General features: G+C 58.1%; 22 protein-coding genes. 9 read left to right on the top strand and 13 right to left on the bottom strand.

Annotated elements, in window-relative coordinates:
• Positions 1-14 precede the first annotated feature (14 nt).
• The 8 genes from ACMYSK_RS24505 to ssuD all read right to left on the bottom strand — a co-directional run bounded on the left by ACMYSK_RS24505 (position 15) and on the right by ssuD (position 9,523).
• On the bottom strand, positions 15-1,238 hold the full coding sequence (locus ACMYSK_RS24505; protein WP_434644337.1) for an acyl-CoA dehydrogenase family protein: 1,224 nt from the start codon (positions 1,236-1,238) through the stop codon (positions 15-17).
• Between the two features lie 10 nt (positions 1,239-1,248).
• Entirely contained in the window at positions 1,249-2,670 is a 1,422-nt protein-coding gene (locus tag ACMYSK_RS24500; RefSeq protein ID WP_434639049.1) for an MFS transporter, read from the bottom strand.
• 172 nt (positions 2,671-2,842) lie between these two features.
• Positions 2,843-3,721 (bottom strand): MetQ/NlpA family ABC transporter substrate-binding protein, encoded by an 879-nt coding sequence (locus ACMYSK_RS24495; RefSeq protein WP_434639048.1) that lies wholly within the window; start codon positions 3,719-3,721, stop codon positions 2,843-2,845.
• On the bottom strand, positions 3,718-4,416 hold the full coding sequence (locus tag ACMYSK_RS24490) for a methionine ABC transporter permease (RefSeq protein ID WP_434639046.1): 699 nt from the start codon (positions 4,414-4,416) through the stop codon (positions 3,718-3,720). Before ACMYSK_RS24490 ends, ACMYSK_RS24495 begins: the two co-directional genes overlap by 4 nt.
• On the bottom strand, positions 4,413-5,432 hold the full coding sequence (locus ACMYSK_RS24485; RefSeq protein ID WP_434639045.1) for a methionine ABC transporter ATP-binding protein: 1,020 nt from the start codon (positions 5,430-5,432) through the stop codon (positions 4,413-4,415). Before ACMYSK_RS24485 ends, ACMYSK_RS24490 begins: the two co-directional genes overlap by 4 nt.
• On the bottom strand, positions 5,429-6,835 hold the full coding sequence (locus ACMYSK_RS24480) for an LLM class flavin-dependent oxidoreductase (protein WP_434639044.1): 1,407 nt from the start codon (positions 6,833-6,835) through the stop codon (positions 5,429-5,431). Before ACMYSK_RS24480 ends, ACMYSK_RS24485 begins: the two co-directional genes overlap by 4 nt.
• Before the next feature lie 71 nt (positions 6,836-6,906).
• Positions 6,907-8,304: an FAD/NAD(P)-binding protein gene (locus ACMYSK_RS24475; RefSeq protein WP_434639043.1), complete on the bottom strand. Its 1,398-nt coding sequence runs from the start codon at positions 8,302-8,304 to the stop codon at positions 6,907-6,909.
• A 46-nt stretch (positions 8,305-8,350) separates the two neighbouring features.
• On the bottom strand, positions 8,351-9,523 hold the full coding sequence (gene ssuD / locus ACMYSK_RS24470; RefSeq protein ID WP_434639042.1) for an FMNH2-dependent alkanesulfonate monooxygenase: 1,173 nt from the start codon (positions 9,521-9,523) through the stop codon (positions 8,351-8,353).
• A gap of 271 nt (positions 9,524-9,794) precedes the next feature.
• Between ssuD and ACMYSK_RS24465 the strand changes: the two genes are divergently transcribed.
• Positions 9,795-11,738, top strand: coding sequence for an aliphatic sulfonate ABC transporter substrate-binding protein (locus ACMYSK_RS24465; protein ID WP_434639041.1), 1,944 nt, complete (start codon positions 9,795-9,797; stop codon positions 11,736-11,738).
• A gap of 118 nt (positions 11,739-11,856) precedes the next feature.
• The gene (xni, locus tag ACMYSK_RS24460) at positions 11,857-12,618 is read left to right on the top strand and encodes a flap endonuclease Xni (protein ID WP_434639039.1); all 762 of its coding nucleotides are present in this window, start codon (positions 11,857-11,859) and stop codon (positions 12,616-12,618) included.
• A 51-nt stretch (positions 12,619-12,669) separates the two neighbouring features.
• On the opposite strand, the gene fucO is transcribed toward xni, so the two are convergent.
• Together fucO and fucA are read right to left on the bottom strand one after the other, a co-directional pair.
• Complete coding sequence (gene fucO / locus ACMYSK_RS24455; RefSeq protein WP_434639038.1) at positions 12,670-13,818, bottom strand: lactaldehyde reductase; 1,149 nt, start codon at positions 13,816-13,818, stop codon at positions 12,670-12,672.
• A gap of 24 nt (positions 13,819-13,842) precedes the next feature.
• A complete protein-coding gene (fucA, locus tag ACMYSK_RS24450) occupies positions 13,843-14,490 on the bottom strand; it encodes an L-fuculose-phosphate aldolase (protein WP_434639036.1) in 648 nt (215 codons plus the stop codon).
• 589 nt (positions 14,491-15,079) lie between these two features.
• Here fucA and fucP point away from each other — a divergent pair.
• The 5 genes from fucP to fucR all read left to right on the top strand — a co-directional run bounded on the left by fucP (position 15,080) and on the right by fucR (position 20,915).
• Complete coding sequence (gene fucP / locus ACMYSK_RS24445; protein ID WP_434639034.1) at positions 15,080-16,390, top strand: L-fucose:H+ symporter permease; 1,311 nt, start codon at positions 15,080-15,082, stop codon at positions 16,388-16,390.
• Between the two features lie 30 nt (positions 16,391-16,420).
• Positions 16,421-18,196, top strand: a complete 1,776-nt coding sequence (gene fucI / locus ACMYSK_RS24440) for an L-fucose isomerase (protein ID WP_434639033.1) — start codon at positions 16,421-16,423, stop codon at positions 18,194-18,196.
• A 103-nt stretch (positions 18,197-18,299) separates the two neighbouring features.
• Entirely contained in the window at positions 18,300-19,718 is a 1,419-nt protein-coding gene (fucK, locus tag ACMYSK_RS24435; RefSeq protein WP_434639032.1) for an L-fuculokinase, read from the top strand.
• Between the two features lies 1 nt (position 19,719).
• Positions 19,720-20,142: an L-fucose mutarotase gene (gene fucU / locus ACMYSK_RS24430; protein WP_434639030.1), complete on the top strand. Its 423-nt coding sequence runs from the start codon at positions 19,720-19,722 to the stop codon at positions 20,140-20,142.
• 56 nt (positions 20,143-20,198) lie between these two features.
• Positions 20,199-20,915: an L-fucose operon activator gene (gene fucR / locus ACMYSK_RS24425; protein WP_434639028.1), complete on the top strand. Its 717-nt coding sequence runs from the start codon at positions 20,199-20,201 to the stop codon at positions 20,913-20,915.
• 62 nt (positions 20,916-20,977) lie between these two features.
• On the opposite strand, the gene rlmM is transcribed toward fucR, so the two are convergent.
• From rlmM to gcvA, 3 genes are read right to left on the bottom strand one after another with little or no spacing between them, the layout of a single operon-like run.
• Positions 20,978-22,078: a 23S rRNA (cytidine(2498)-2'-O)-methyltransferase RlmM gene (gene rlmM / locus ACMYSK_RS24420; protein WP_434639027.1), complete on the bottom strand. Its 1,101-nt coding sequence runs from the start codon at positions 22,076-22,078 to the stop codon at positions 20,978-20,980.
• Positions 22,071-22,466, bottom strand: a complete 396-nt coding sequence (locus tag ACMYSK_RS24415; RefSeq protein ID WP_434639026.1) for a DUF423 domain-containing protein — start codon at positions 22,464-22,466, stop codon at positions 22,071-22,073. Before ACMYSK_RS24415 ends, rlmM begins: the two co-directional genes overlap by 8 nt.
• Before the next feature lie 19 nt (positions 22,467-22,485).
• Positions 22,486-23,403 carry a glycine cleavage system transcriptional regulator GcvA gene (gcvA, locus tag ACMYSK_RS24410; RefSeq protein WP_015585849.1) on the bottom strand — a complete coding sequence of 306 codons (918 nt, stop codon included), beginning with the start codon at positions 23,401-23,403 and terminating at the stop codon, positions 22,486-22,488.
• Between the two features lie 443 nt (positions 23,404-23,846).
• Here gcvA and csdA point away from each other — a divergent pair, with 443 nt between their 5' ends.
• Together csdA and csdE are read left to right on the top strand one after the other, a co-directional pair.
• Entirely contained in the window at positions 23,847-25,052 is a 1,206-nt protein-coding gene (gene csdA / locus ACMYSK_RS24405) for a cysteine desulfurase CsdA (RefSeq protein WP_434639025.1), read from the top strand.
• On the top strand, positions 25,052-25,480 hold the full coding sequence (csdE, locus tag ACMYSK_RS24400; RefSeq protein WP_434639024.1) for a cysteine desulfurase sulfur acceptor subunit CsdE: 429 nt from the start codon (positions 25,052-25,054) through the stop codon (positions 25,478-25,480). Before csdA ends, csdE begins: the two co-directional genes overlap by 1 nt.
• Positions 25,481-25,548: the final 68 nt, after the last annotated feature.

Genomic DNA, 25,548 nt, shown 5'->3' with positions numbered 1-25,548 from the left:
CGTCGCCGTTTCTTCTAGCCCTGCGCTTTCTCGCCGTTACCAATCTGCCAGATAAACGTCGGCGCTTCGCCATTGACCAGCCAGTTCCCGATATTGCGCGCTTTGTAGATAACCGGATTGTGCGAGGCCACCGTGCGTGCATTACGCCAGTGCCTGTCGAGCGCTTTGCTCACCCGGGTATCCGAGGCGCCAAGAGCGTTAAACAGTTCGGTCGCTGCACGTGGCACCCAGTCGCTGGCTATCACCTGCGCCTGCGCAGCTTCCACCTCGGCCAGCCGGTTATGCTGCTCAATAAGCGCTTCATCGCCGCTGGCATGCGCAACATAGGCCTGCTGTAAAGATTCCGCCGCCTGTAGCACCGCCGCACGGGTTGCCCAGGCCCAGCTGCTGATTTGCCCCACCACCTGTAGCACCTGCGCATCATCGCGCGGGACGCCGGCATTGCCGTGGCTGTACATCCGGGTGCGCCGCTTCACGCCTTCTGCGGCGTCGCGCTCTACCGCCAGGCCAATCCCTGCCAGCGTCGCCAGTAAAATATGCTGGTAAAAAGCGGTCTGATAACGAAAGCGTTCGGCAAAATCATAGACATGCTCCTGCTCAACCCGCGCCTGCTTAAAACGGGTGGTGCCGCTGCCGGTCAGGCGCTGGCCAAAACCGTCCCAGTCATCTTCACGCTCAACGCCGCTCTGCCGGGTGCTGACCAGCGCAATCACATCACCATGACTATCGCTACGGCGGGCAAACACATCAATCCAGTCGGCGTACAGCGCCCCGGTGCTGTAAAACTTCTCGCCGTTTAACCGCCAGCCCTGCTCCTGCGGCGTAACCTGGGTGATCACCTCACCAAGCTTAACCGTCCCCGTTTCAGTCCAGCCGCTGCCCACCAGTTCACCGTCGAGAAACCGCTGAAACCAGCGGTCACGCTGTGCAGAATCAGGCTGATTCAGGCGGTCTTCAACGAAGGCAAAATGGGCCCGCAGCGCCTGCGGCAGATTTGAGTCAGCCTCGGCCAGTTCAATCAGCAGAGCGATCAGCTGTGGCAGCGATGCCCCCCAACCGCCCTTTTCCCGGGGAATACGCACCGTGCCAAACCCGGCCTCTTTCAGCCAACGAATCTGCTCATCGGGCAGAATCCGCTGCTGCTCGCGGCTCACCGCCCCCTGGGCAATGCGGGTGAAAATCGGCCGAAAGGCCGCCGCCAGCTGTGCATAGTCAGTACCGGTAGAAAGTAATGTCATCATCTGTTCCTTAATGGTGGCTGTCGTCAATATCGTGACGCGTCGGCTCGTGGCGAACCGCAAGCAGGAAGAAGATCGGAATAATGGCGGCCAGGGACACCACCCAGAACATTTGGGTGCCGAGAGAGGCCTGCAATAATGGCAGCACGAACAGCGCCAGCGCGCTGCCGATCCCGGAGAGCGCCCGACTAAAACCAACGCCGGTGGCGCGGATCGCCGTCGGGTAGGACAGCGCCGGGTAGATCATCAGCTGCGCGCCGGGGCCAAAGCCTTCGGCAAACAACCACAGTCCAAGCATCGCAATCGCCAGTACCACGCCCACGGTGGCATGCGGCTGCCCGAGCAGCGCCAGGACAATCAGGGCGATAAACTGCAGCGCAAATCCGGCAATCGCCACGTGGCGGGAGGGATATTTCCACGCCAGATGCATTCCCAGTAGCCCGCCGGTAAAGGCAAACAGTGCATTCAACCCCAGCGAAGCCGAAATGGTTTCAAACACCCCGGCGCCAAGGAACTGCGCGAGAATCGACGGCAGGAAGAAGGCGATTGCGGTGTACTCAAAGGAGATACAAATGTTCATTACCCCGGCAACGATGGTGCGCTCGCGGTACGGTTTTTCGAACAGTATGCGGAAGCTCACTTTCGGCGGCGGCGCGGGCCGTGCGGCTGGCGCTTCATGTGCGGCAATACCGTAAGAGTCGCGCAGAATACGCACCGCCGAGGCCAGGTCTCCCTGGTTCGCCGCCCACAGCGGTGATTCATTCATGAACTTGCTGCGCACGGCGATAATCAGCAGTGCCGGTACGGCGCCAAACAGCAGCGAAGCGCGCCATAGCCAGTCCAGATGTTCCTGCGGCAGCAGGAAATAGAGGCCGAAAATAACCAGAAAACAGACCGTAGATGCGGCGTACCACATCGGGCACCAGGCGGCGAGACGTGCGGCTTTATTGCCTTTACCGGTAAAACGGGAGAACTCAGCCAGGTAGGACATGGCAACCGGCAGGTCGATCCCCACCCCAATCCCCATCAGAAAGCGCGCACCGATCAGCACCCAGACGTTGGGCGCCAGCCCCGCGGCGACCGCTGAGACCACAAAAAACAGCATATCAGCCATAAACACCGAATAGCGGCCATATTTATCCGTCAGCCAGCCGCCGATTAAGTTGCCAATAATGGTCCCAACCATGATGGAAGAGGTCACCAGACCGGTCAGCAGAGGCGACAGCTGGAATTCACGCACCACATCATCGATGCCGTAAGAGAGAGTGGTTAAATCATAAGCGTCGAGAAAGACACCGCCGAGCGCGAGGAAGACAATCATCCGCGCATATTTCGCCTGATCCTTGCCCGAATTTATCAGCCGCGCCACATCCCCGACGCTACTCACCGGCGCCGAAGCCACGCCGGGATTATCAACAGACAGCGTACTCATTTTTTCACCTTAATATTGTTGTGCAGGTCATCAGGGTTATAGGCCGATAACGGCGTAAATGAAACCAACAAATAAGCATATAAAAATGAATATATTCAATAAGTTAAAAACAAAAAATAACAAAAAAAGGACGGGCTTTCACCCGTCCTGCAAGCGCTTTTTCTGGCCAGAATTATTCTGCGGAGACCGGCACCAGCACGCCCTTAACCAGAGGATCGTCGGTGGTTTTTAACCAGCTCTGAATCCGCGGGTCGGAGAACGCCTGCTGCAATTTGACGATATTCTCCTGCGACAAATAAGGCGTCCCGATAACCAGCTGCGACGCAAAGGTGCGTGGCGCGGGCGGGAATAAAATTCCCTTCTCGCGCGACACTTTCCCGGCATCAAACTGCGAGACATAGCCGATAGCCGCATCCACCGAGTTCAGCGCCCGCGGCATGGTGAGTAAATCCAGCTCCTTAAACGTAAAGTGATGCGGGTTGCCGACGATATTTTTCAGCTTCGCCGTACGCGGCTCCACCGCCGGGTCGAGCGAAATCAGGCCGATGCGCTGGAGCAGCCACAGCGCTTGCCCCTGGTTCGCCCCGTCATCCGGGACGACAATCGTCGCGCCGGCGGGAAGTGCCTGCACCGAGGTATAGCGGTCGGAGTAAATGCCAAAGGCCCACTGGAACACCGGCACCGTCGTAGACAGCGCGAAGCCGTTGGCATCGACAACCTGCTTTAGCCACCACTGATGCTGATAAATGGTTCCTGCATATTCACCCTGTGCGACCGCCCGGTCCGCCTGCACCGGATCCTGGACGCCCACCGCCTCCAGCTTCAGGCCATAATCCGGCGCGATATGCTGGCCGATATACTCAATTATTCGCTGCTCGCCGGCCATCGCCGGTTCATAATGAATTTTTAAGGTGGTACCAAACACCACCTGCTGTGACTGAGCCTGTCCCCGCCACCACCAGAAGGCGACGGCCAGAGCCACGATCGCCGCCAGCACCACCAGCCACGGCCAGCGGCGGGCCTTACGTAACTCAAACTGTTCTGTTGTCATGAAGAGATCCCCTGCGTGTGGCGAAGTGTGTTGACCAGGCGGTCACCAAAAAATTGAATCAGTTGAATAGTGGCAATCAGCGCAATAATGGTGGCGATCATGATGTGATTGTCGAAACGCTGGTAGCCATATACCACCGCCAGATAACCGATACCTCCCGCGCCGATGGTGCCGGCAATGGCGGAATATTCGATCATCGAGACCAGGTTGAGCGTTACGGCCGCCACCAGCGCCGGCAGCGCTTCGCTCAGTTGGGCACTGCGGATTATTTGCCAGCGCGAACCTCCGCATACGATCCCCACGGCGGTGACCTCCGCCGGCAGTTCACGCAGCGCGTTTTCCACCAGCCGGCCAAAAAACGGGATACCGGCGGCTATCATCGGCACCACGGCCGCCGGAATACCGATCGTCGTCCCGGTGAGCCAGAAGGTGAAGGGAATAATCGCCGCCATCAGTACCAGAAACGGCAGAGAGCGCCCCATATTCACCACCCAGTTCAGCACCCGATAAAGCGCGATATGGGGAAACAAACCGCGCGGCGAGGCGTTGAATAACACCACCCCGACCACGCCGCCAAGCGTCACGACAAACAGCATCACAATGGCCACCATCAGCCAGGTTTCAGCGTAGGCCGGCAGCAGCAGCGTATGAATCTCACTCCAGGGAGTATCCTGACTCATCACCGTAGGTTTCATACCGCCTCCTGAAGTTCAGGTACGCCATCAAGCACTTCTCCCGCAATACCAAGTGGAGCCAGCAGCGCCAGCACCCGTGACGCCGTCAGACGTTCTCCCTGAAAACGCACGCCCACCTGTAGCCTCCCCGCCAGCCGACCGTTGATCACCTCGACGTGGCCGCCGAGCACATCTATTTGCAGGGCGAATTGCTGGCTCAGGCGGCTGATCCAGTCAGTCGCCACCGGAATATCCCAGCGATAGCTCAGGCGCAACAACAGATCGCTATCGGCCGCAACCGGAGACAGCGGCAACAGCTGCTGGCCCAGCAGCGAATCCGGGCGCGCCAGCAGCTCTTTCACCTGGCCGAACTGCACTATGGCGCCGTCGCGAATCTCCGCTACCGCATCCGCGGCGGTGCGTACCGCATCCATCTCGTGGGTGATCAGGACAATCGCCAGACGGTATTCATCCCGCAGGCTTTTGAGCAAATTCAGAACCGCGGCGGTGGCATGCGGATCCAGACCCGAAGTGGCTTCATCCGCCAGCAGCACCGACGGCCGCAGCGCCAGCGCACGGGCAATACCGATCCGCTGACGCTGGCCGCCGGAAAGCTGGGCCGGCCAGGCATCCGCCTTATGGCTCAGTCCGACGCTCTCCAGCAGTTCACCGACGCGGGCCCGAATATCGCGATCGACCACGCCGAGATACTCCAGCGGCAGCGCGATATTTTGCCAGGCCGTTTTGCGATTCAGCAGCGCGGAGGACTGAAAAACGGTACCGATTGTGCGCCGCTCGCGGCGCAGCGCCTCGCCGCTGAGCAGTGACAGATCGTTACCGTTGACCCGAATACTGCCGCTGTCGGGACGTTCCAGCAGACTGATGCAGCGGGCAAGGGTCGATTTGCCGGCGCCGCTTGGCCCCACCACCGCGGTGATGGAGCGGGTCGGCACCCGTAGCGACAGGCCTTTAAGCACGTCGCTGACGCGTCCGTCGGCCCCGCAATAGCTTTTATGCAGGTTGTCGATTTCGATCATGTCACCTTCTCCTCTGCGCCGACGTCGATACGGGCGCCACGGCGGTATCCCGCGCCCGGATGCGGTGCCACCAGTCGCGGCCCGGCGCCAAACAGTTTTTCGCGCAGGGTGCCTTCGCGGTATTCCTGCTTAAAGACGCCGCGCTTTTGCAGCTCAGGGATTAAGAGATCCACCACATCGCGGAAGGTTTCATGGGTGACGGCGTAGGCCAGGTTGAAGCCGTCAACATCGGTCTCTTCGACCCACGATTGCAGCTCATCGGCGACGGTTTCTGCGCTGCCGACAATCAGCGGACCGAAGCCGCCAATGCCGACCCAGTCTGCTAGCGCCTGTACCGTCCACTGGCGGTCAGGGTCGGCGGTGGAAAAGGCTTCTACCGCCGATTGAATGGCGTTGGTATGCAGATATTTCAGCACCTGGTCCGGCTGATACTGGCCAAAATCGATCCCGGTCCAGCCGGAAATCAACGCCAGCGCCCCTTCATAGCTGACGTAGGATTTATACTCCTGCCATTTGGCCTGCGCCTCACGGTCGGTTTCACCCACGATGACCGTTTGCAGGTTGAAAATCAGGATACTGCGCGGATCGCGCCCGGCTTCGGCAGCGCGGCGGCGAATGTCCGCCACGGTCTTTTTAAGCAGCACTTTCGACGGCGCGGCGACAAAAACGCACTCGGCATGACCGGCGGCGAACTGCTTGCCCCGGCTGGAGGCTCCGGCCTGATAAAGCACCGGCGTGCGCTGCGGTGACGGTTCGCAGAGATGGATCCCCGGTACCGAGAAAAAGTTGCCCTGGTGGTTGATCGGATGGATTTTTTGCGGATCGCTGAAGATCCCGCGCTCACGATCGCGCAGGACTGCACCATCTTCCCAGCTGCCTTCCAACAGCTTATAGACGACGTCGAGATACTCATCCGCATAGTCATAGCGCGCATCGTGATCGGTCTGAGTCTGATGGCCGATATTGCGCGCCCCGCTTTCCAGATACGAGGTGACGATGTTCCAGCCTACCCGGCCTTTGGTTAAATGATCGAGCGTGGAGAGACGACGGGCAAACGGGTACGGATGCTCAAACGACAGCGAGGCAGTCAAGCCAAAACCAAGATGCTCCGTCACCAGCGCCATTGGGGTTATCAACGCCAGCGGATCGTTCACCGGCACCTGCGTCGCCTGGCGAATCGCCGCATCTCCGCTACCGTTCAGCACGTCATAAATACCCAGCACGTCGGCAATAAACAGGCCGTCGAACTTACCGCGTTCCAGCAGACGGGCGAGGTCGACCCAATAATCCAGGTCCTTATACTGCCAGGAACGGTCGCGCGGATGGGTCCACAGCCCCGGCGACTGATGACCGACACAGTTCATATCAAAAGCATTCAGGCGAATTTCACGTTGTGATGACATAGCGTTCTCCACGGTGCATTCCATCAACGGAATGCACGCATAACACATCAGGGAATAAGGGAAATGGGGGGTTAAATCGTGGGACATCGGGCGAATTGCCCAATCCCCAGCGCCTGTAAAGCCTCGGTGGCGACGGCGGCAGCGTGATCGGCAACCTGGGGCAGCCCCATCAGTTCACCAAAATAGCCACGGGCCGCCGGGCCGGAGATCAGCACATCAGGTACCGCGCGGCCCGAGCGGCCAATCGCGCGGGAATGGGCATCAACATCCAGCCCCAGCCCCAGCGCATCGGCACGAATCAGCCCGCGGCGGGCCAGGTCACGCAGCAAAGGCTGGCTGTCGACCAGCCCTCCGTGCGCCGGGCCGGTGGTCAGAAGCAGGTGATCGACGGTGAGCGCTATGCGCTCGCCCGCGCGCGGGGTCAGGGTGAGCCGCAACGCGTCATCCTCGCTCTCCAGCGCCGCCAGCCGGGCGGCCAGCACCTGCAAACTCCCCGTGTGCTGACGCAGCTCCAGCACCTCGGCGACCTGCGGCGCAATACGATAACGATGCACGTCCCAGTAGCGCCGCAGGTGGCGCAGGAAGCGCTGGCGGTCAGCAAACGACAGAGCCTGCCAGATATGCTGTCCCTGCTGGCGCACCGCATCCAGCACCACCTGCCAGGGAAGCTCCAGCTCTGCCGCACGGGTAACATCGGTTCGTACCTGGCGCAGCCGCTGACGCAGCGAGCCCTGAGAGTAATCCCCCGACCATGGCGCCGCGCCGCTGCTGACGTTGCCTCGGGAGAGCAGGCCCCGGCGCGAAAAGGCGGTAATCGGCACCCGATGCCCAAGCCGGGACAGGGTGGCGATGCAATCCGCCATCGTCAGCCCGGTTCCCATCACCGCCACTCGCGCATCGGGATCGATCGCAGCGAGGCTATCGGGCTGCCACGGGTTGGCAATCAGCGCCGGGTGTTCACGAAAAGGCACTGCCAGCCGCGGCAGCGACGGCGGTGGATGGCTAATCGCCAGAATCAGCAGATCGCTTTGCAGCAGGCGGCCGGTATCAGTGGTGATGCCACCTTCGTCAAAGGTCAGCCCCTGCTCGCGCAGATGAACCAGCCGTCCGGCGCTCGCCCGTACCGCCTCAGTGAAACGCTGGCTGACGTAGCGCCCGAACTGGCCACGCTGCGGATACAGCGAGCCGTCTTCCCGTCGCGCCTGTAGGTCATCCGTAAAAGCAGGCTGGTCGCGATACCAGCGGTCAAAGGCGCCCTCTTCATCACCAGCAAGCTGCATCCGTGCGGCGGGAACGTTGATCCGGTGGCTCGGTTCGGCGGTGGAATAGGCGACTCCGGCACCGGGAACGGTACGCGGCTCCAGCAGCGTCACTCGTAGCCCTTCCGGCATCAGGCCCAGCAGGTGAATAGCCACCGCCGCGCCGCTAAAGCCGCCGCCCACGATAACGATGTGAGGTTCAGCTGGCATAGGTCACCACCTTATGATGGAAGAAGTGAAACATACCGACCTCCGCTCAGCTGGCGCTGACCTGTTTAACCGGGCGTTTGTCGCCGCCGATAGTTTCACCAAATGGCCCGGTATTGACGCTGCGTGCTTTTGGCTGCGCGTTGCTGGCCAGCGGCAGCAGCGGCATCACCAGCTCGGCAAAGCGATGCGCCTCTTCCAGATGCGGGTAGCCGGAGAAGATAAAGTTGGTTATGCCCAGCGCCTGATATTCGCGGATGCGTTCCGCCACCTGCTGCGGGTTGCCAACCAGCGCCGTTCCCGCCCCGCCGCGCACCAGCCCGACGCCGGCCCACAGATTTGGCGCAATGCGCAGGTTATCGCGGGAACCGTTGTGCAGCGCGCTCATCCGCGCCTGGCCTGCGGAATCCATTCGCGCAAATATCTTCTGAGCCTGAGCAATGGTGTCATCATCCAGATGAGCAATCAGCCGGTCAGCGGCGGCCCAGGCCTCCTCTTCCGTCTCACGAACGATCACGTGCAGGCGGATGCCGTATTGCAAGGTGCGCCCGCGGGCGGCGGCGCGTTCACGGACGATAGCCAGTTTCTCTGCCACCTTTTCCGGCGGTTCGCCCCACGTCAGATAGCTGTCGATGTGATCGGCGGCAACGTCAATGGCCTCATCTGAAGAGCCGCCAAAGTACAACGGCGGACCATTTTCCTGCACCGGCGGAAACAGCACTTCTGCCCCTTCGACATGAATATGCTCGCCGTGATAGTCCACCTTTTCGCCTTTCAGCAAACGGGTATAGACGTCAAGAAATTCGCGGGTCACCCGGTAGCGTTCACTGTGGTTAAGGAAGATCCCATCGCCTTTGTTCTCAACCGGGTCACCGCCGGTGACCACGTTAATCAGCAGTCGGCCATCCGACAAACGATCGAGCGTGGCTGCCATGCGCGCCGCCAGCGTCGGCGGCTGTAGTCCAGGGCGGACCGCCACCAGATAGCGCAGGCGACGGGTCAACGGCGCCAGCGCCGATGCCACCAGCCAGGAGTCCTCGCAGCTTTTTCCGGTCGGGATCAGTACGCCGTAGTAGCCCAGGCTATCGGCGGCCAGTGCAACCTGCTGGAGATAAGGTAAATCTACCGGGCGCCCGCCTTCGGTGGTGCCCAGATAACGGCCATCGCCGTGGGTGGGCAAAAACCAGAACACATTGATTTTATCGCTCGCATGCTGCGTCATTATCTATTTCCTATATAACCATATTCGATATTTATCGAAGAGATGTTTTAATTTAGTTATATGAGTGTTAGCGATAATCGTGCCAACAAGAAGTGAAAAATAAATCAAATAAAATCAATGCATTAAAAAACAAACCCGGCGCCTGAGCTGTTGCAAATACGCCAGCGCCTGCACTTGTGCTGTCGGTTTTGCAACAAACCGACGGCCTTCCCCTCTGGTTTCCGCCGCCGGCAAAGGATAAGTTCAAAGCGTCATTTAACGGAGGTCCGCCATGCTCAATCCTGAATCCCTGTCCGATACGCCCGTGCTCGTCGACCCGGCGTCGAAAGCGTTTCAGAGCCTGCTGGACAAACTGGCGCCCACTGAAGCCACCGTCCTGATCGTCGGTGAAACCGGCACTGGTAAAGAGGTGGTTGCCCGCTATCTTCACCATCACAGCACGCGCCGCCACCAGCCGTTTCTTGCCGTAAACTGCGGGGCGCTGACCGAAAGCCTGGCGGAAGCTGAACTCTTCGGCCATGAAAAAGGCGCCTTTACCGGCGCGGTGCAGAGCCATCCCGGCTGGTTTGAAGCCGCCGAGGGCGGGACGCTGCTGCTCGATGAAATTGGCGAATTGAGCCTGCCGTTGCAGGTTAAGCTGCTGCGCGTTTTGCAGGAGCGCGAGATAACCCGCGTCGGTTCGCGCAAGGCGATCAAAGTGAATGTGCGAGTGATTGCCGCTACCCATGTGGATTTGGCGCAGGCGATCCGCGAACGCCGTTTTCGCGAGGACCTCTATTACCGCCTGAATATCGCCATTGTCCCGCTACCGCCGCTGCGCCAGCGCCGTCAGGACATTCCCCAACTGGCCAATCACTTTTTAACGCTGTATGCCCGCCGCCTGGGTCGTCCAACCCGCCGCCTGGCGCCGGAAACGCTGGCGAGACTGATGGACTATCCGTGGCCCGGCAATATCCGCGAGCTGGAAAATACGCTGCATAACGCGGTTCTGCTCAGTAAAGAGGAAGAGATAACCCCCGCCCAACTGCGCCTGAGCACGCTGCACGATACGCCAGCGACGGCGACGGACAATGAGCTGGATAGCTTTATCCATCAGCAGCTTGATCAGCCCGGCGAGGCGCTGTGGGAACGGATCACCGGCGCGCTGATCCGCGGGGCAATGGCCCACTGCGACGATAACCAAAGTCAGGCGGCATTACTGTTGGGCATCAGCCGTCACACCTTACGCACCCAGTTGGCCAACGTTGGGCTGATTAAGAGCCGCCGCCGGGTAGCGTCCACGCTGCGCCCGCTGTCCGGTACCGTTTCCGCTGACCGCGAGCTGCGCATTGGCTATCAGCGTTTCGGTAATCTGGGCATTTTAAAGGCCCGCCAGAGCCTGGAAAGCGCCTTCGCCCATCTCGGCGTTAGCGTACTGTGGAGCGAGTTCCCCGCCGGGCCGCAGCTGCTGCACGCCCTCGCCTGCCACGAAATCGATTTTGGCACCACCGGCGAGGCACCGCCGGTCTTTGCCCAGTCGGGCAACAGCGAGCTGGTGTATGTGGCGTGGGAACCACCCGCACCGCAAAGCGTCGCCATGGTTGTCCCGCAGCATAGCGCAATCCGCACCATTGCCGACTTGCGCGGGAAGCGTATTGCGTTGAACAAAGGGTCAAACGTGCACTGGCTGCTGTTGCAGATCCTGGAAGAAGCGGGGCTGGGTTTAAATGACGTCAGAATTGTCTACACCCCACCTAAATACCCTCTGACCGCCAGCGACTATCTGGCGGTGGATGCCTGGATGATGTGGGATCCGCTGTTAAGCGATGCCGAGCATACCGGGGAGTTGCGGGTGGTAGCTAACGGCGAAGGCCGGGTGCAAAACCACCAGTTCTACCTGTCGCGCCGCGACTACGCAACGCATCATGGCGACATTATGCAGCGCCTGCTCCACGAGCTGACGCAAACCGGGCAGTTTATCGATCGTCGGCGCGATGAAGCCGCCGGTCTGCTGTCGGCGGAGCTGGGGATTAACGTTGCATCGCTGGCCCTGGCGCTGGCCCGCCGCAGCCATCGTCCGCGGATGATGGACCTCAAAGTGATCCGCGCGCAGCAAACCATTGCCGACCGTTTTTATGCGCTGGGCCTGATCGGCAAGCCGATTTCGGTCCGCGAAGCGGTCTGGTACGGCGAGGCCACCAACAGCGAACCGGGCCTGCTGCTGCACGCCGATTAAGCACCTTTGCGGCGCATGTTCCCGAATCTTCCCGCGTCGATAGCCTCTCCGCCACGGCAATGATACCCTTAAGGCTCTGTGAATAAGGGCTTATTCCGACAGGCTCAAGGGGGTATCTGTGGCCGTTCATCTGTTAATTGTCGACGCACTCAATCTGATCCGTCGCATCCATGCGGTCCAGGGTTCTCCCTGCGTTGACACCTGTCTGCATGCGCTGGAACAGCTCATCGTGCATAGCCAGCCAACCCATGCCGTGGCGGTTTTTGATGACGAAGATCGCGCACACAGCTGGCGGCACCAGCGCCTGCCGGAATACAAAGCCGGGCGTGCGCCGATGCCGGAGACTCTTGAGGCCGAAATGCCCTCCCTTCGTGCGGCGTTTGAGCAGCGCGGGATCCGCTGCTGGGCCTTGCCGGGGAGCGAAGCTGACGACCTCGCGGCCACGCTGGCCATAAAAGTCACGCACGCCGGGCATCAGACGACAATTGTCTCCACCGACAAAGGCTACTGCCAGCTGCTGTCACCCACGATCCTGATCCGTGACTACTTTCAGAAACGCTGGCTGGACGCGCCTTTCATCGCCAAAGAATTCGGCGTCACGCCGGAGCAGCTGCCTGATTACTGGGGGCTGGCGGGGATCAGCAGCTCAAAAGTCCCTGGCGTAGCGGGGATCGGGCCAAAGAGTGCGGCCCAGTTGTTAACGGAGTATCAGGACCTGGAGGGCATCTATGCCCAACTGGCGAAGGTGCCTGAAAAATGGCGCAAAAAGCTCGAAGAACATAAAGAGATGGCGTTTACCTGCCGCGAAATAGCCCGCCTGCAAACTGATTTGCAGCTCGACGGTAATTTACAGCAGCTGCGGCTGGCCCCCCAGGGGTAAAGGATAAAAGGGCGATGTCGGCATCGCCCTGTACAGCCACCGCTAGCGACACTACCACGCCGTATGATACAGGGTAATAATGTCTGCGAGGCTGGCTTCGCGGGGATTACCCCCGGTACAGACATCGTCAAACGCCGCCTGCGCCAGCGCCGGAATATCCTCTTTACGCACCCCAACGTCACGCAGATGCGGAGGAATACCCACATCGCGATTCAGACGGAAGACCGCATCAACGGCGGACTGGCGCGCCAGCTCCTGACTCATCCCCTCGACTTTCTCCCCCATTGCGCGAGCGATATCGCGAAACTTCTCGCCGCTGAAGTCAGCGTTATAGCGCATCACATGGGGCAATAAAATGGCATTTGCTACACCGTGTGGGGTGTTGTAAAACGCGCCTAAGGGATGCGCCATACCGTGTACCAGTCCCAGCCCGACGTTGGAAAAGCCCATACCGGCAATATACTGGCCCAGCGCCATCGCTTCAGTGGCCTGACTATCTCCGGCCACCGAATCTCGCAGCGCGCCGGCAATCACCTCAATGGCTTTGATATGCAGCGCATCGGTCAGCGCCCACGCCGCTCGCGTGATATAGCCTTCAATCGCATGAGTCAACGCATCCACGCCGGTCGCGGCTTTTAACGCCGGTGGCATGCCGTCCATCATATCGGCGTCGATAAAAGCCACCTGAGGGATATCATGCGGGTCGACGCAGACAAATTTGCGCCGCTGCGCTTCGTCGGTGATGACGTAGTTAATGGTTACTTCCGCCGCAGTGCCTGCGGTGGTTGGGATAGCCATGATCGGTACGCTCGGATGACGAGTCGGCGATAGCCCTTCCAGGCTACGCACGTCGGCAAACTCCGGGTTATTATTGATAATACCGATCGCCTTACAGGTATCCTGCGGCGAGCCTCCGCCAATCGCGATCAGGTAGTCCGCTCCGCTGCGTTGAAACACGCCGAGCCCCTCCTGCACCACGGCAATTGTCGGGTTCGGGATCGCCCCGGAAAACATCTCCCAGTCCAGACCTGCGTCATCCATCTTGCGGGTCACTTTGTCGACCACACTGCATTGCACCAGATTGTTATCCGTAACGATTAGCGCCTTGCGATATCCCCGGCGGGACACTTCATCGGCTAACGCCGCCACCGCTCCCCGCCCGAACCATGCTGTCTCGTTTAAAATCATTCTGTTCGCCATCGTCGCTTCCCCTCGCTTCGCGAATCACTCTTCGATACGTAACCCGTAGGTTTTAAATTTTTCCAGCACAATGGCAATGGCCTCATCGTCCAGCACCGGAACGGGGTCGACGATCGCCAGAGTACTTAAATAAAGCTGCGCCAGAACCTCGACTTCGTGGGCCAGCCACAGCGCTTTTTCCAGATTCTCTTCACAGGCAATCAGGCCATGATGCTGCAACAGCGTCGCTTTGCGGTTTTTTAACGCCACGGCGACAAACTCGGACAGTTCACGGGTCCCGAAGGTGGCGTACGGCGCGCAAGGGATGGAGTTACCACCGGCGGCGGCAATCATGTAGTGGATGGCCGGGATCGGACGATTGAGGATCGATACCGCCGTGCAGTGCACCGCGTGATTATGCACAACGGCTTGCGCATCGGGCCGGGTCTGGTAGGCAGCCATATGAAAACGCCACTCGCTCGACGGCAGTTTTCCCTGCTCGTGCTGCCCGTTGGCATCGATCCACACGATGTGAGATTCGGTGAGTTTTTCATAAGGAATGCCCGTCGGCGTAATCAGCATCCCCCCCTCATAGCGCACGCTCACGTTCCCTGCGGTACCCTGATTCAGCCCCAGCCGGGTCATTTCCAGGCAGGTATCAATAATCTGCCGCGCCAGTCTGTTCCGTTCCATTATTTACCTCTCTCAGTGATTCAAAAACGGGCCAACAGAACCGCTTTCACGCCCTGTTGCATAAGCTTTATATTTACTGGCTATCATCATATTGAATAATCAGAAGGGAATTTACATACGCGTATTCTGTGACCGCCATCAATTAATTCCTTCACTTTAATTAACCCGTTATCTTTTTGAGCAATGGAAAATGCCCGTTATTATTTTTCTTTTTCTAAACGGGCACTTTCACTCATTATTTAACAACTGACCGTTTTCAGCGCAATAAATTAAATCGGGCAGTCACCATGTGGCTTTTAAATTAAATTCTCTCAAACGGGCATCGTTTTATGGAAATTAAAGTGATAGCAATCACATAAAACTATCGTTATTGAGGGAAGTGTGACCGTTATCATATTAAAAGCCCTTTTTTATTTGAAAATGGCGCCATGAGTTCATTCATACCCCCTAATTATTCAAGAAACGCTATCGCGGCGGGCCGTGAGTAACGAGGACATCAACACAGGAACTCACCCTGTTGACGGTCTGGTCAGTGATGCCAACCGCACGCTAAAGATGCTGAATACGCTTCTGAACTGATGAGGATGCTATGGGAAACACAACAATACAAACGCAGAGTTTTCGCGCGGTGGATGTCGGCCAACGACAACGCTACATTATTCCATTCGCCCTGCTGTGCTCATTATTTTTTCTTTGGGCTGTCGCCAATAACCTTAATGATATTTTACTACCCCAGTTCCAACAGGCCTTTACATTAACCAATTTTCAGGCCGGTCTGATTCAGTCAGCATTCTATTTTGGTTACTTCGTTATTCCGATCCCTGCCGGAATACTGATGAAAAAACTCAGTTATAAAGCTGGAATAATCACCGGATTATTTCTCTACGCATTTGGCGCCGCGCTATTCTGGCCCGCCGCTGAAGTTATGAATTACACTTTATTTTTAATTGGTCTGTTTATTATTGCCGCCGGACTCGGGTGTCTTGAAACCGCCGCCAATCCATTTGTCACCGTATTAGGGCCGGAAAGCGGTGGGCATTTCCGCCTTAACCTGGCACAAACCTTTAACTCTTTCGGCGCCATTATTGCGGTTGTATTTGGGCAAAGTCTTATTTTGTCTCACGTGCCACATCAATCGCAGGACGTGCTCGATAAAATGGCGCCCGACCAGCTCAGCGCCTATAAGCACAGCCTGGTATTGTCGGTTCAGACCCCGTACATGATTATTGTCGCCGTCGTACTGCTGGTCGCTCTGCTGATTATGTTGACCAAATTCCCGGCGCTGCAAAGCGACGACCACAGTGAAACCGAGCAGAGCTCCTTCGCCGCCTCCTTCACCCGACTCGCCCGCATTCGCCACTGGCGCTGGGCGGTGCTGGCGCAGTTCTGCTACGTCGGCGCGCAAACTGCCTGCTGGAGCTATCTGATTCGCTACGCCATTGAAGAAATTCCCGGCATGACCCCTGGTTTCGCCGCCAACTACCTGACCGGCACGATGGTGTGCTTCTTCATCGGCCGCTTTAGCGGAACCTGGCTTATCAGCCGCTTTGCCCCGCACAAAGTCCTTGCGGCCTACGCCCTGCTGTCGATGGTGCTGTGCCTGATTTCCGCAGTCAGCGGCGGGCATCTCGGCCTGCTGGCCCTGACGCTGTGCAGCGCGTTCATGTCCATCCAGTACCCAACCATCTTCTCTTTGGGGATCAAGAATCTGGGGCAGGACACCAAATACGGGTCGTCGTTTATCGTCATGACGATTATTGGCGGCGGGATCGTCACGCCGGTGATGGGCTTTGTCAGCGATGCCGCGGGCAACATCCCCACAGCCGAACTGGTCCCGGCGCTGTGCTTCGCCGTCATCTTTATTTTTGCCCGTTTCCGTTCACAAGCGGCAACGAACTGAACATTTTCCGAATAACGTGAGGAGTCTGTAATGAAAAAAATCAGCTTACCGAAAATTGGTATTCGCCCGGTTATTGACGGACGTCGTATGGGTGTACGCGAGTCGCTGGAAGAGCAAACCATGAATATGGCGAAAGCCACCGCCGCACTGATTAGCGAGAAACTCCGTCATGCCTGCGGCGCGCAGATTGAGTGCGTAGTTGCTGATACCTGCATCGCCGGCATGGCGGAGTCTGCCGCCTGTGAGGATAAATTCAGTAGTCAAAACGTTGGCGTCACCATTACCGTCACACCGTGCTGGTGCTACGGCAGCGAAACCATCGATATGGATCCGCTGCGTCCGAAAGCCGTCTGGGGATTTAACGGCACCGAGCGCCCCGGCGCCGTCTACCTGGCTGCCGCACTGGCCGCCCATAGCCAGAAAGGGATCCCGGCTTTCTCTATCTATGGTCATGACGTCCAGGATGCCGACGACAATACCATCCCCGCCGACGTTGAAGAAAAGCTGCTGCGCTTTGCCCGCGCCGGGCTGGCCGTTGCCAGTATGAAAGGCAAAAGCTATCTCTCCGTGGGCGGGGTTTCGATGGGTATCGCCGGCTCTATCGTCGACCATAACTTCTTTGAATCCTGGCTGGGGATGAAGGTCCAGGCCGTCGATATGACCGAGCTGCGCCGCCGCATCGACCAGAAAATCTATGATGAAGTCGAGCTGGAAATGGCCCTGGCCTGGGCGGACAAAAACTTCTGCTACGGTGAAGACCAAAACGCGCAGCAGTATAAACGCAATGAAGCACAGAGCCGTGCGGTGCTGAAAGAGAGCCTGCTGATGGCGATGTGCATTCGCGACATGATGCAGGGCAACAAGAAACTGGCGGAAAAAGGGCTGGTCGAAGAGTCAATGGGCTACAACGCCATTGCCGCCGGTTTCCAGGGTCAGCGACACTGGACCGATCAATACCCGAACGGCGATACCGCCGAGGCGTTGCTCAACAGCTCATTCGACTGGAACGGCGTGCGTGAACCTTTTGTTGTCGCCACTGAGAACGACAGCCTGAACGGGGTGGCGATGCTGATGGGCCACCAGTTAACCGGTACCGCGCAGGTGTTTGCCGATGTGCGGACCTACTGGTCGCCGGATGCGGTTGAGCGCGTGACCGGTCAGCCGCTCACCGGACTGGCGGAGCATGGCATTATCCACCTGATTAACTCGGGCTCTGCGGCGCTGGACGGTTCCTGTAAGCAGCGCGACAGCGAAGGCAAACCGACGATGAAACCGCACTGGGAGATTTCGCAAAAAGAGGCTGATGCCTGCCTGGCGGCAACCGAATGGTGCCCGGCGATCCATGAATACTTCCGCGGCGGTGGCTACTCCTCACGTTTCCTGACCGAAGGCGGCGTGCCGTTTACCATGACCCGGGTGAACATCATTAAAGGTCTGGGACCGGTCCTGCAAATTGCCGAAGGCTGGAGCGTCGAGCTACCAAAAACGATGCACGATCGGCTGGATGCGCGCACCAACTCCACCTGGCCTACCACCTGGTTTGCCCCGCGCCTCACCGGCAAAGGTCCGTTCGCCGATGTCTATTCAGTGATGGCCAACTGGGGAGCTAACCATGGCGTACTGACCATTGGCCACGTCGGGGCTGACTTTATCACCCTTGCAGCCATGCTGCGGATCCCGGTCTGCATGCATAACGTGGAAGAGGGAAAAATCTACCGTCCTTCCAGCTGGTCCGCCCACGGCATGGATACGGAAGGTCAGGATTATCGCGCCTGCCAGAACTATGGCCCGCTGTATAAACGTTAATCTGGCTTTGCCCGGTGGCGCAGGCTTACCGGGCCTACGGCGGGTATCTGAACCGTAGACCGGATAAGCGCAGCGCCATCCGGCGACGTTTATGGAGTTATCTATGAAACAAGATGTCATCCTGGTTCTCGACTGCGGCGCCACCAACGTGCGGGCCATCGCGGTCGACCGTCAGGGGAAAATTGTCGCCCGAGCCTCGACCGCCAATGCCAGCGAAAGCGCCGCGGAGAACAGCACGTGGCATCAGTGGTCGCTGGAGGCGATTCTGCAACGCTTCGCCGACTGCTGCCAGACGCTGGCAGCCGAACTGGCCGCGTGCCGAATTCGTGGGATCACGGTCACCACCTTCGGCGTTGACGGCGCGCTGGTTGATGAACACGGCACGCTGCTCTATCCGACGATCAGCTGGAAATGCCCGCGCACGCTCGCGGTGATGGAGAATATCGGACGGCTGATTGCCCCACGGCGCTTACAGAATATCTCCGGCGTCGGCGCATTCAGTTTCAATACGTTATATAAGCTGGTGTGGCTCAAAGAGCATCACCCGCAGTTGCTGGAAAGCGCACACGCCTGGCTGTTTATCTCCTCGCTGATCAACCACCGCCTCACCGGCGCCTTCACCACCGATATCACCATGGCGGGCACCAGCCAGATGCTGGATATTCATCAGCGGGATTTCAGCCCCGAGATCCTCGAAGCCACCGGTATACCACGTCGGCTGTTTCCCACGCTGGTCGAGGCGGGCGAAAGGGTTGGCTCACTCCAGCATGATGCTGCCGCATTGCTGGGGCTCCCTGCCGGGATCCCGGTATTTTCCGCCGGCCACGATACGCAGTTTGCGCTGTTTGGCGCCGGCGCGCAGCAGGATGAACCGGTGCTCTCATCCGGCACATGGGAAATCCTGATGGTGCGAAGCGCCGAGGTCAACACCCCCTTACTCAGTCAGTATCCCGGCTCAACCTGTGAGCTGGACAGCCAGGCCGGGCTGACAAACCCCGGCATGCAGTGGCTGGCCTCCGGCGTTCTGGAGTGGGTACGCCAGTTGCTCTGGACGCCGCAAACGCCCTGGCAAACGCTGATTGATGAAGCGCGGCTGATTCCCGCAGGTGCAGAAGGTGTGAAGATGCAGTGCGATCTGCTGGCCTGCCAGAATGCAGGCTGGCAAGGCGTCACGCTCAATACCACCCGCGGCCATTTTTATCGTGCCGCGCTGGAGGGGCTAACCATCCAGCTGAAAAATAACCTGCGTACCCTGGAAAAAATCGGCCACTTTAAAGCCAGTGAACTGCTGCTGGTTGGCGGCGGCAGCCGCAATGTGCTGTGGAACCAAATCAAAGCCAACATGCTCGATATACCGATTAAAGTACTGGATGACGCCGAAACTACCGTCTTAGGGGCCGCGATGTACGGCTGGTTTGGCGCCGGGGAATTTACCAGCGCCGAGCAGGCCAGAGCGCAGGTGTGCTACCAGTACCGCTACTTCTACCCGCAAACCGAATCCGAACTGATAGAGGGAGTATGAAATGTTAAAAACGATCTCTCCGCTCATTTCCCCTGAACTGCTCAAGGTGCTGGCCGAGATGGGCCACGGGGATGAGATTATTTTTTCTGATGCGCACTTCCCGGCTCACAGCGTCGGGCCACAGGTGCTGCGTGTCGATGGCCTGCAGGTCAGCGATCTCTTACGCGCGGTGATTCCGCTGTTCGAGCTCGACAGCTATGCGCCGCCGCTGGTCATGATGGCGGCGGTCGAAGGCGACACGCTCGACCCGCAGGTGGAAATGCGCTATCGCGACGCCCTTTCGCCACAGAGCCCGTGCCCGGAAATCGCTCGTATCGACCGCTTTGCCTTCTATGAGCGGGCGCAAAAAGCCTTTGCGATCGTTATCACAGGCGAACGCGCTAAGTACGGGAATATTCTTTTAAAAAAAGGGGTAACGCCGTAATCTCATGCCGGAGCGTCCGCCTGATGCGGGCGCTCATCGAATGACAGGGTGAGAACATGAAAGCGGCACGCCAGCAAGCGATAATAGACCTGCTGATCAACCACAGCAGCCTGACAACGGATGCCTTATCGCAACGGCTTAACGTCAGTAAAGAGACAATTCGTCGCGATCTCAGCGAGCTGCAGTCGCGGGGAAAAGTGCTGCGTAATCATGGGCGGGTCAAAATCATCCATCGGGAAAGCCAGGACAGCGGCGATCCTTTCCATATTCGCCTCAAAAGCCATTATGCCCATAAAGCGGATATCGCCCGCGGCGCCCTGGCCTGGATTGACGAAGGGATGGTGATAGCTCTCGACGCCAGCTCTACCTGCTGGTATCTGGCCCGCCAATTGCCGGATATCAACCTGCACGTGTTTACCAACAGCCAGCCGATTTGCCAGGAGCTGAGCAAACGCGAAAATATTCAGCTCACCTGTTCCGGCGGCACGCTCCAGCGCAAATATGGCTGCTACGTCAGCCCATCGCTTATCTCGCAGCTCAAACAGCTTGAGATCGATCTGTTTATTTTTTCCTGCGAAGGCATCGACAGCCACGGTGCGCTGTGGGATTCGAATACGGTAAACGCCGATTTTAAATCGCTGCTGCTCAAACGCGCGGCGCAATCGCTATTGCTGATTGATAAAAGTAAGTTTAATCGTTCGGGGGAGGCCAGCATTGGCCATCTGGATGATGTGACGCATATTATTTCGGATGAACAGATAGCGGCAAAATAGCCGGCGGGTGAAGCAGAGGAGTGCCCGGATAACGGCGTCGTTATCCGGGAAGCGTAGCGCGATTAACGTTCGTCGCGACGACCACCGACCGCAGCCCACAGGCGGCGAATATGGACGGTCACTTCTTCACGATCGTGGTACAGCTGGCGCGCCTGAATCTGAGCATTAATGCCGTGTTCATCCAGCTGCTCCTGGATATAGGCCAAATTACGTGACAGCTCTTCGTAGCGCTTTTTCATCGGCAGCTTGAGGTTGAAGATGGTTTCGCGACACCAGCCGTTCACCAGCCACTGGGCCATCAGCGCCGCCACTTTAGCCGGCTTTTCCACCATGTCGCACACCATCCACGAGATGTTGTTACGGGTCGGGCGATAGCGGAAGCCATCTTCACGCAGCCAGGTCACCTGGCCGGTATCCATCAGGCTCTGCGCCATCGGACCGTTATCCACGGAAGAGACCCACATATTGCGTTTCACCAGCTGATAGGTCCAGCCGCCGGGGCAGGCCCCGAGATCCACCGCATACATCCCGTTACCCAGACGCTCGTCCCACTCGTCTGCCGGAATAAAGACGTGAAACGCCTCTTCCAGCTTCAGCGTAGAACGGCTAGGCGCATCGGAAGGGAACTTCAGACGCGGGATCCCCATATAAAATGGCGAGTTGTTCGTGGTGTAGGAGTAGCCGGTGTAGCAGCAGCCTGGCGCAATAAAGAACACATGGACCACCGGGCGTTTCGGCGTTTCATAGCTGGTCAGCACGCCCGCTTCACGCAGCGCAGCGCGCAGCGGAACCGTCAACTTACGGCAGAACTTCATCAGCTCTTTACTTTCGTTGGTGTCGGCCACTTCAACCCGCAGGTCGCCGCCCTTCTCCACGACTCCTTGCAGCATGCCGACAATCGGCGTGATGCGATCTTCCGGCGGCAGGTCGCGCAGCAGTTCTCCGACGACAAACATCTGCCGGGCGAACACCAGCGAGCTGAACGGCAGTTCACGCACCAGCTTGTCGCCATCTTCCATCTGATAGCATTCAAAAATGACGTAACCGGAATCTTCTTTCACCCGGGCAAAACCAAACACCTCAAGGCGAGAAGCCTTGTCAGTAATTTCTGCTGCGCACTCCTTCTCAAACCCGGGGCGACAATAGAGGACAACCTTATTCATGAACAACGCCCTTACGTTTCAGACGAATTGCACCAATTAACATTAAAACCCAACCGGCAAGGAAGCACACGCCTCCCACCGGCGTCACGAACGCCCACAGGCGTAAATGCGACAGCGCCAGACAATAGAGGCTGCCGCTGAATAAAACGGTACCAAGCGCCATAAAGACGCTGCTCCAGTAGAACCAGATACTGATACGGCGCTGCATCGCCACCGCCAGACCAAAAATGGCCAGCGTATGGAAGGCCTGGTACTCAAGCCCGGTATGAATCCAGGCCATTTCCGCTGCGCCTAGCGACCGGCTTAATACGTGCGCGCCAAAGGCGCCCAGAGCAACAAAGATAAAACCGCTTATGGCGGTGAATATCAGCATAAATCGGCTGGTCATGTTTTTACCCTACAATCATTTATTGTTCGTAACGAAAACGAAATTTTTCTTGTTCACTCGCCGCCTTCGCCAGGATCCACTGGCGAAAAGCGGCTATTTTACCCAGTTCAGCCTGACTGTCATGACAAACGAGATAAAATGCATTCTTACTGACCAGAACATCATTAAACGGACAGACCAACCGGCCGGCCTCAATTTCGGACTGGGACATCACATTATTGGCCAGCGCGACCCCTTGCCCGTGAATAGCAGCCTGCAGCACCATCGCGCTGTGGCTGAAGATAGGCCCCTGCTGCACATTAATATGGCTTAGACCTAACTGGCGGGTATAAGTTTGCCAGTCGCGACGGGAAGCATCGTGCAACAGCGTATGTTGCGCCAGATCCGCAGGCGTTTTCAACGCTTTGTCACCGGTAAGCAACGCCGGTGAGCAGACGGGCAGTAGATATTCGGCGTACAATTTTTCGACGCGCAGCCCTGGCCAGTTGCCGCGGCCATAGAAAATCGCCACGTCGACGTCATCCGCCAGCTTGTCTTCCTGGCGGTCCACCGCCTGGATTCGGACATCAATCCCCGGATAAGCTGAGTTAAAGCTTGAGAGTCGCGGCACCAGCCACTGGATCGCAAAACTGGGCAGTAAACTCACCGTTAAGGCCCCTTTTGCGCTGCGGGCCTGCAGTTTACGCGTCGCTTCGGTCAGTTGCGAAAAAATCTCTTTAATATCCTGAAAATAGCTCTGGCCTTCTTCCGTCAGCAGCAGCGAACGATTGCGGCGGCGAAACAGTTTTAGCCCTAGAAAATCCTCTAGTGACTTGATTTGGTGACTGACTGCGGCCTGCGTCACAAAAAGCTCATCGGCTGCGCGAGTGAAGCTTAAATGACGTGCGGCTGCATCAAAAACACGTAATGCATTCAGGGGCGGTAATCGCTTTGACATGGTTATTCTGGCTTAGATGTTAAGGCGTTTTAACAAACAGGAAACAACAGTTAACCTATTAGTTTTTTTTATCTGAGCCATTATAATTTGTCCGTTGAGGTTCTACCAGCAAATACCTATAGTGGCGGCACTTCCTGAGCCGGAACGAAGAGCTTTTTTTGGAATGCGTGTTCCAACAAGCTTTTGGCTTACGGTTGTGATGTTGTGTTGTTGTGTTTGCAATTGGTCTGTGTTTGCAGACCATGGTAGTTAAGCTACCCTTTTCACTTCCTGTACATTTACCCTGTCTGTCCATAGTGATTTAATGTAGCACCGCAACGAGCGGTGCTTTTTTTTGCCTGTCTGCCACCGCGCTGACCTGAATCCGCTCTTCTCTTCCTTTCGCCAGCCTTGCCCTGATGACTAAATTGCGCGACGATCGTCGTATTGCAACGAGGAATTCCATGAACGCATTCAATCCTGCTCACTTTCGCGCCCAGTTTCCTGCCCTGGCCGATGCCGGCGTGTACCTTGATAGCGCAGCAACGGCGCTGAAACCGCTTGCCGTTATCGAGGCCAGCGACCAGTTTTACCGTCTCAGCGCGGGCAACGTTCACCGTAGCCAGTTCGCCGCCGCACAGCGCCTGACCGAACGCTATGAAGATGCCCGCGAGCGCGTTGCGGCCCTGCTTAATGCACCGTCCGCTAAAGATATCGTCTGGACACGCGGCACGACCGAAGCCATTAATATGGTGGCGCAGAGCTATCTTCGCCCCCGCCTGCAGCCCGGCGATGAAATCATCGTCAGCGAAGCTGAACACCATGCCAACCTGGTTCCCTGGCTGATGGTCGCGGAGCAAACCGGCGCCCGAATAGTGAAGTTGCCTATCGGCGCCGATCGTCTGCCCGACGTTTCACTCCTGCCTTCTCTTATTACGCCACGCAGTCAGCTGCTGGCTATCGGCCAAATGTCCAACGTCACCGGCGGTTGCCCGGACCTGGCGACGGCTATCCGCCACGCGCATGAGGCCGGTATGGTGGTGATGGTTGACGGTGCTCAGGGGGCGGTCCATTTCCCTGCCGACGTCCAACAGCTGGATGTCGATTTTTACGCGTTTTCCGGCCATAAGCTGTACGGTCCGACGGGGATTGGCGCGCTGTATGGTAAAAAAGCGCTGCTGGATGCCATGTCGCCCTGGCTCGGGGGGGGCAAAATGATTACCGAAGTCACCTTCGAAGGATTTACCACTCAGCCGGTACCCTATCGTCTGGAAGCCGGGACACCAAACGTTGCCGGCGTGATTGGCCTGAGCGCGGCGCTGGAGTGGCTGGAAGAGACGGATATCGCCCAGGCTGAAAGCTGGAGCCGCAGCCTGGCGACGCTGGCGGAAGACGAACTGGCGAAACGGCCAGGCTTTCGCTCCTTTCGCTGCCAGGACGCCAGTCTGCTGGCGTTTGATTTCGCTGGAGTGCACCACAGCGATATGGTCACTCTGCTGGCGGAATCCGGGATTGCGCTTCGTGCCGGACAGCACTGTGCTCAGCCGCTGCTGGCGGCGCTTGGCGTCAGCGGCACCCTACGCGCCTCGTTTGCGCCCTATAATACTCAGGATGATGTTTACGCGCTGGTTCATGCCGTTGACCGCGCCCTGGAAATACTGGTGGATTAATGACGACTTCTCACCCTTTTGGTACCGACATCACCGAAGAGACACTACGCCAGATGTTTACCCCGCTCAGCCAGTGGGAAGATAAATATCGCCAGCTGATTTTATTGGGTAAGCGGCTCCCTGCGCTGTCGAGTGAGCTGAAAGAAAAGGCGACAGAGATTGCCGGCTGTGAAAACCGCGTCTGGCTGGGTTCTACCGTTATCGATGGCAAAATGCATTTCTTTGGCGACAGTGAAGGGCGCATCGTGCGTGGCCTGCTGGCCGTGCTGCTCACCGCGGTCGAAGGGAAAAGCGCCGCCGGGCTGTTGGCTCAGGATCCGCTGGCGTTGTTTGATGAGCTGGGGCTGCGCGCTCAGCTTAGCGCCTCGCGCGGCCAGGGGCTGGCGGCCCTCAGCGAAGCGGTGCTCGCCGCCGCCCGCGAAGCTTAAATCTCCGCGAGCCCGGTGGCGTTACGCTGACCGGGCTACGGGTTCATGTCGCCCGGTAGCCCGGACAG

The organism is Klebsiella sp. I138, from assembly GCF_051131765.1.
GTDB lineage: Bacteria > Pseudomonadota > Gammaproteobacteria > Enterobacterales > Enterobacteriaceae > Klebsiella.
This window is presented reverse-complemented; position numbering and strand designations above follow the sequence as displayed.

Coding starts and splice junctions, on each gene's coding strand:
- ssuD (WP_434639042.1), bottom strand. CDS start 9,523: ATGACGCAGCATGCGAGCGATAAAATCAATGTGTTCTGGTTTTTGCCC.
- csdA (WP_434639025.1), top strand. CDS start 23,847: ATGAACGCATTCAATCCTGCTCACTTTCGCGCCCAGTTTCCTGCCCTG.
- fucO (WP_434639038.1), bottom strand. CDS start 13,818: ATGGCGAACAGAATGATTTTAAACGAGACAGCATGGTTCGGGCGGGGA.
- gcvA (WP_015585849.1), bottom strand. CDS start 23,403: ATGTCAAAGCGATTACCGCCCCTGAATGCATTACGTGTTTTTGATGCA.
- fucU (WP_434639030.1), top strand. CDS start 19,720: ATGTTAAAAACGATCTCTCCGCTCATTTCCCCTGAACTGCTCAAGGTG.
- rlmM (WP_434639027.1), bottom strand. CDS start 22,078: ATGAATAAGGTTGTCCTCTATTGTCGCCCCGGGTTTGAGAAGGAGTGC.
- fucA (WP_434639036.1), bottom strand. CDS start 14,490: ATGGAACGGAACAGACTGGCGCGGCAGATTATTGATACCTGCCTGGAA.
- ACMYSK_RS24465 (WP_434639041.1), top strand. CDS start 9,795: ATGCTCAATCCTGAATCCCTGTCCGATACGCCCGTGCTCGTCGACCCG.
- ACMYSK_RS24490 (WP_434639046.1), bottom strand. CDS start 4,416: ATGAAACCTACGGTGATGAGTCAGGATACTCCCTGGAGTGAGATTCAT.
- fucI (WP_434639033.1), top strand. CDS start 16,421: ATGAAAAAAATCAGCTTACCGAAAATTGGTATTCGCCCGGTTATTGAC.
- ACMYSK_RS24500 (WP_434639049.1), bottom strand. CDS start 2,670: ATGAGTACGCTGTCTGTTGATAATCCCGGCGTGGCTTCGGCGCCGGTG.
- ACMYSK_RS24415 (WP_434639026.1), bottom strand. CDS start 22,466: ATGACCAGCCGATTTATGCTGATATTCACCGCCATAAGCGGTTTTATC.
- fucP (WP_434639034.1), top strand. CDS start 15,080: ATGGGAAACACAACAATACAAACGCAGAGTTTTCGCGCGGTGGATGTC.
- ACMYSK_RS24485 (WP_434639045.1), bottom strand. CDS start 5,432: ATGATCGAAATCGACAACCTGCATAAAAGCTATTGCGGGGCCGACGGA.
- ACMYSK_RS24475 (WP_434639043.1), bottom strand. CDS start 8,304: ATGCCAGCTGAACCTCACATCGTTATCGTGGGCGGCGGCTTTAGCGGC.
- fucR (WP_434639028.1), top strand. CDS start 20,199: ATGAAAGCGGCACGCCAGCAAGCGATAATAGACCTGCTGATCAACCAC.
- csdE (WP_434639024.1), top strand. CDS start 25,052: ATGACGACTTCTCACCCTTTTGGTACCGACATCACCGAAGAGACACTA.
- ACMYSK_RS24505 (WP_434644337.1), bottom strand. CDS start 1,238: ATGACATTACTTTCTACCGGTACTGACTATGCACAGCTGGCGGCGGCC.
- fucK (WP_434639032.1), top strand. CDS start 18,300: ATGAAACAAGATGTCATCCTGGTTCTCGACTGCGGCGCCACCAACGTG.
- ACMYSK_RS24480 (WP_434639044.1), bottom strand. CDS start 6,835: ATGTCATCACAACGTGAAATTCGCCTGAATGCTTTTGATATGAACTGT.
- ACMYSK_RS24495 (WP_434639048.1), bottom strand. CDS start 3,721: ATGACAACAGAACAGTTTGAGTTACGTAAGGCCCGCCGCTGGCCGTGG.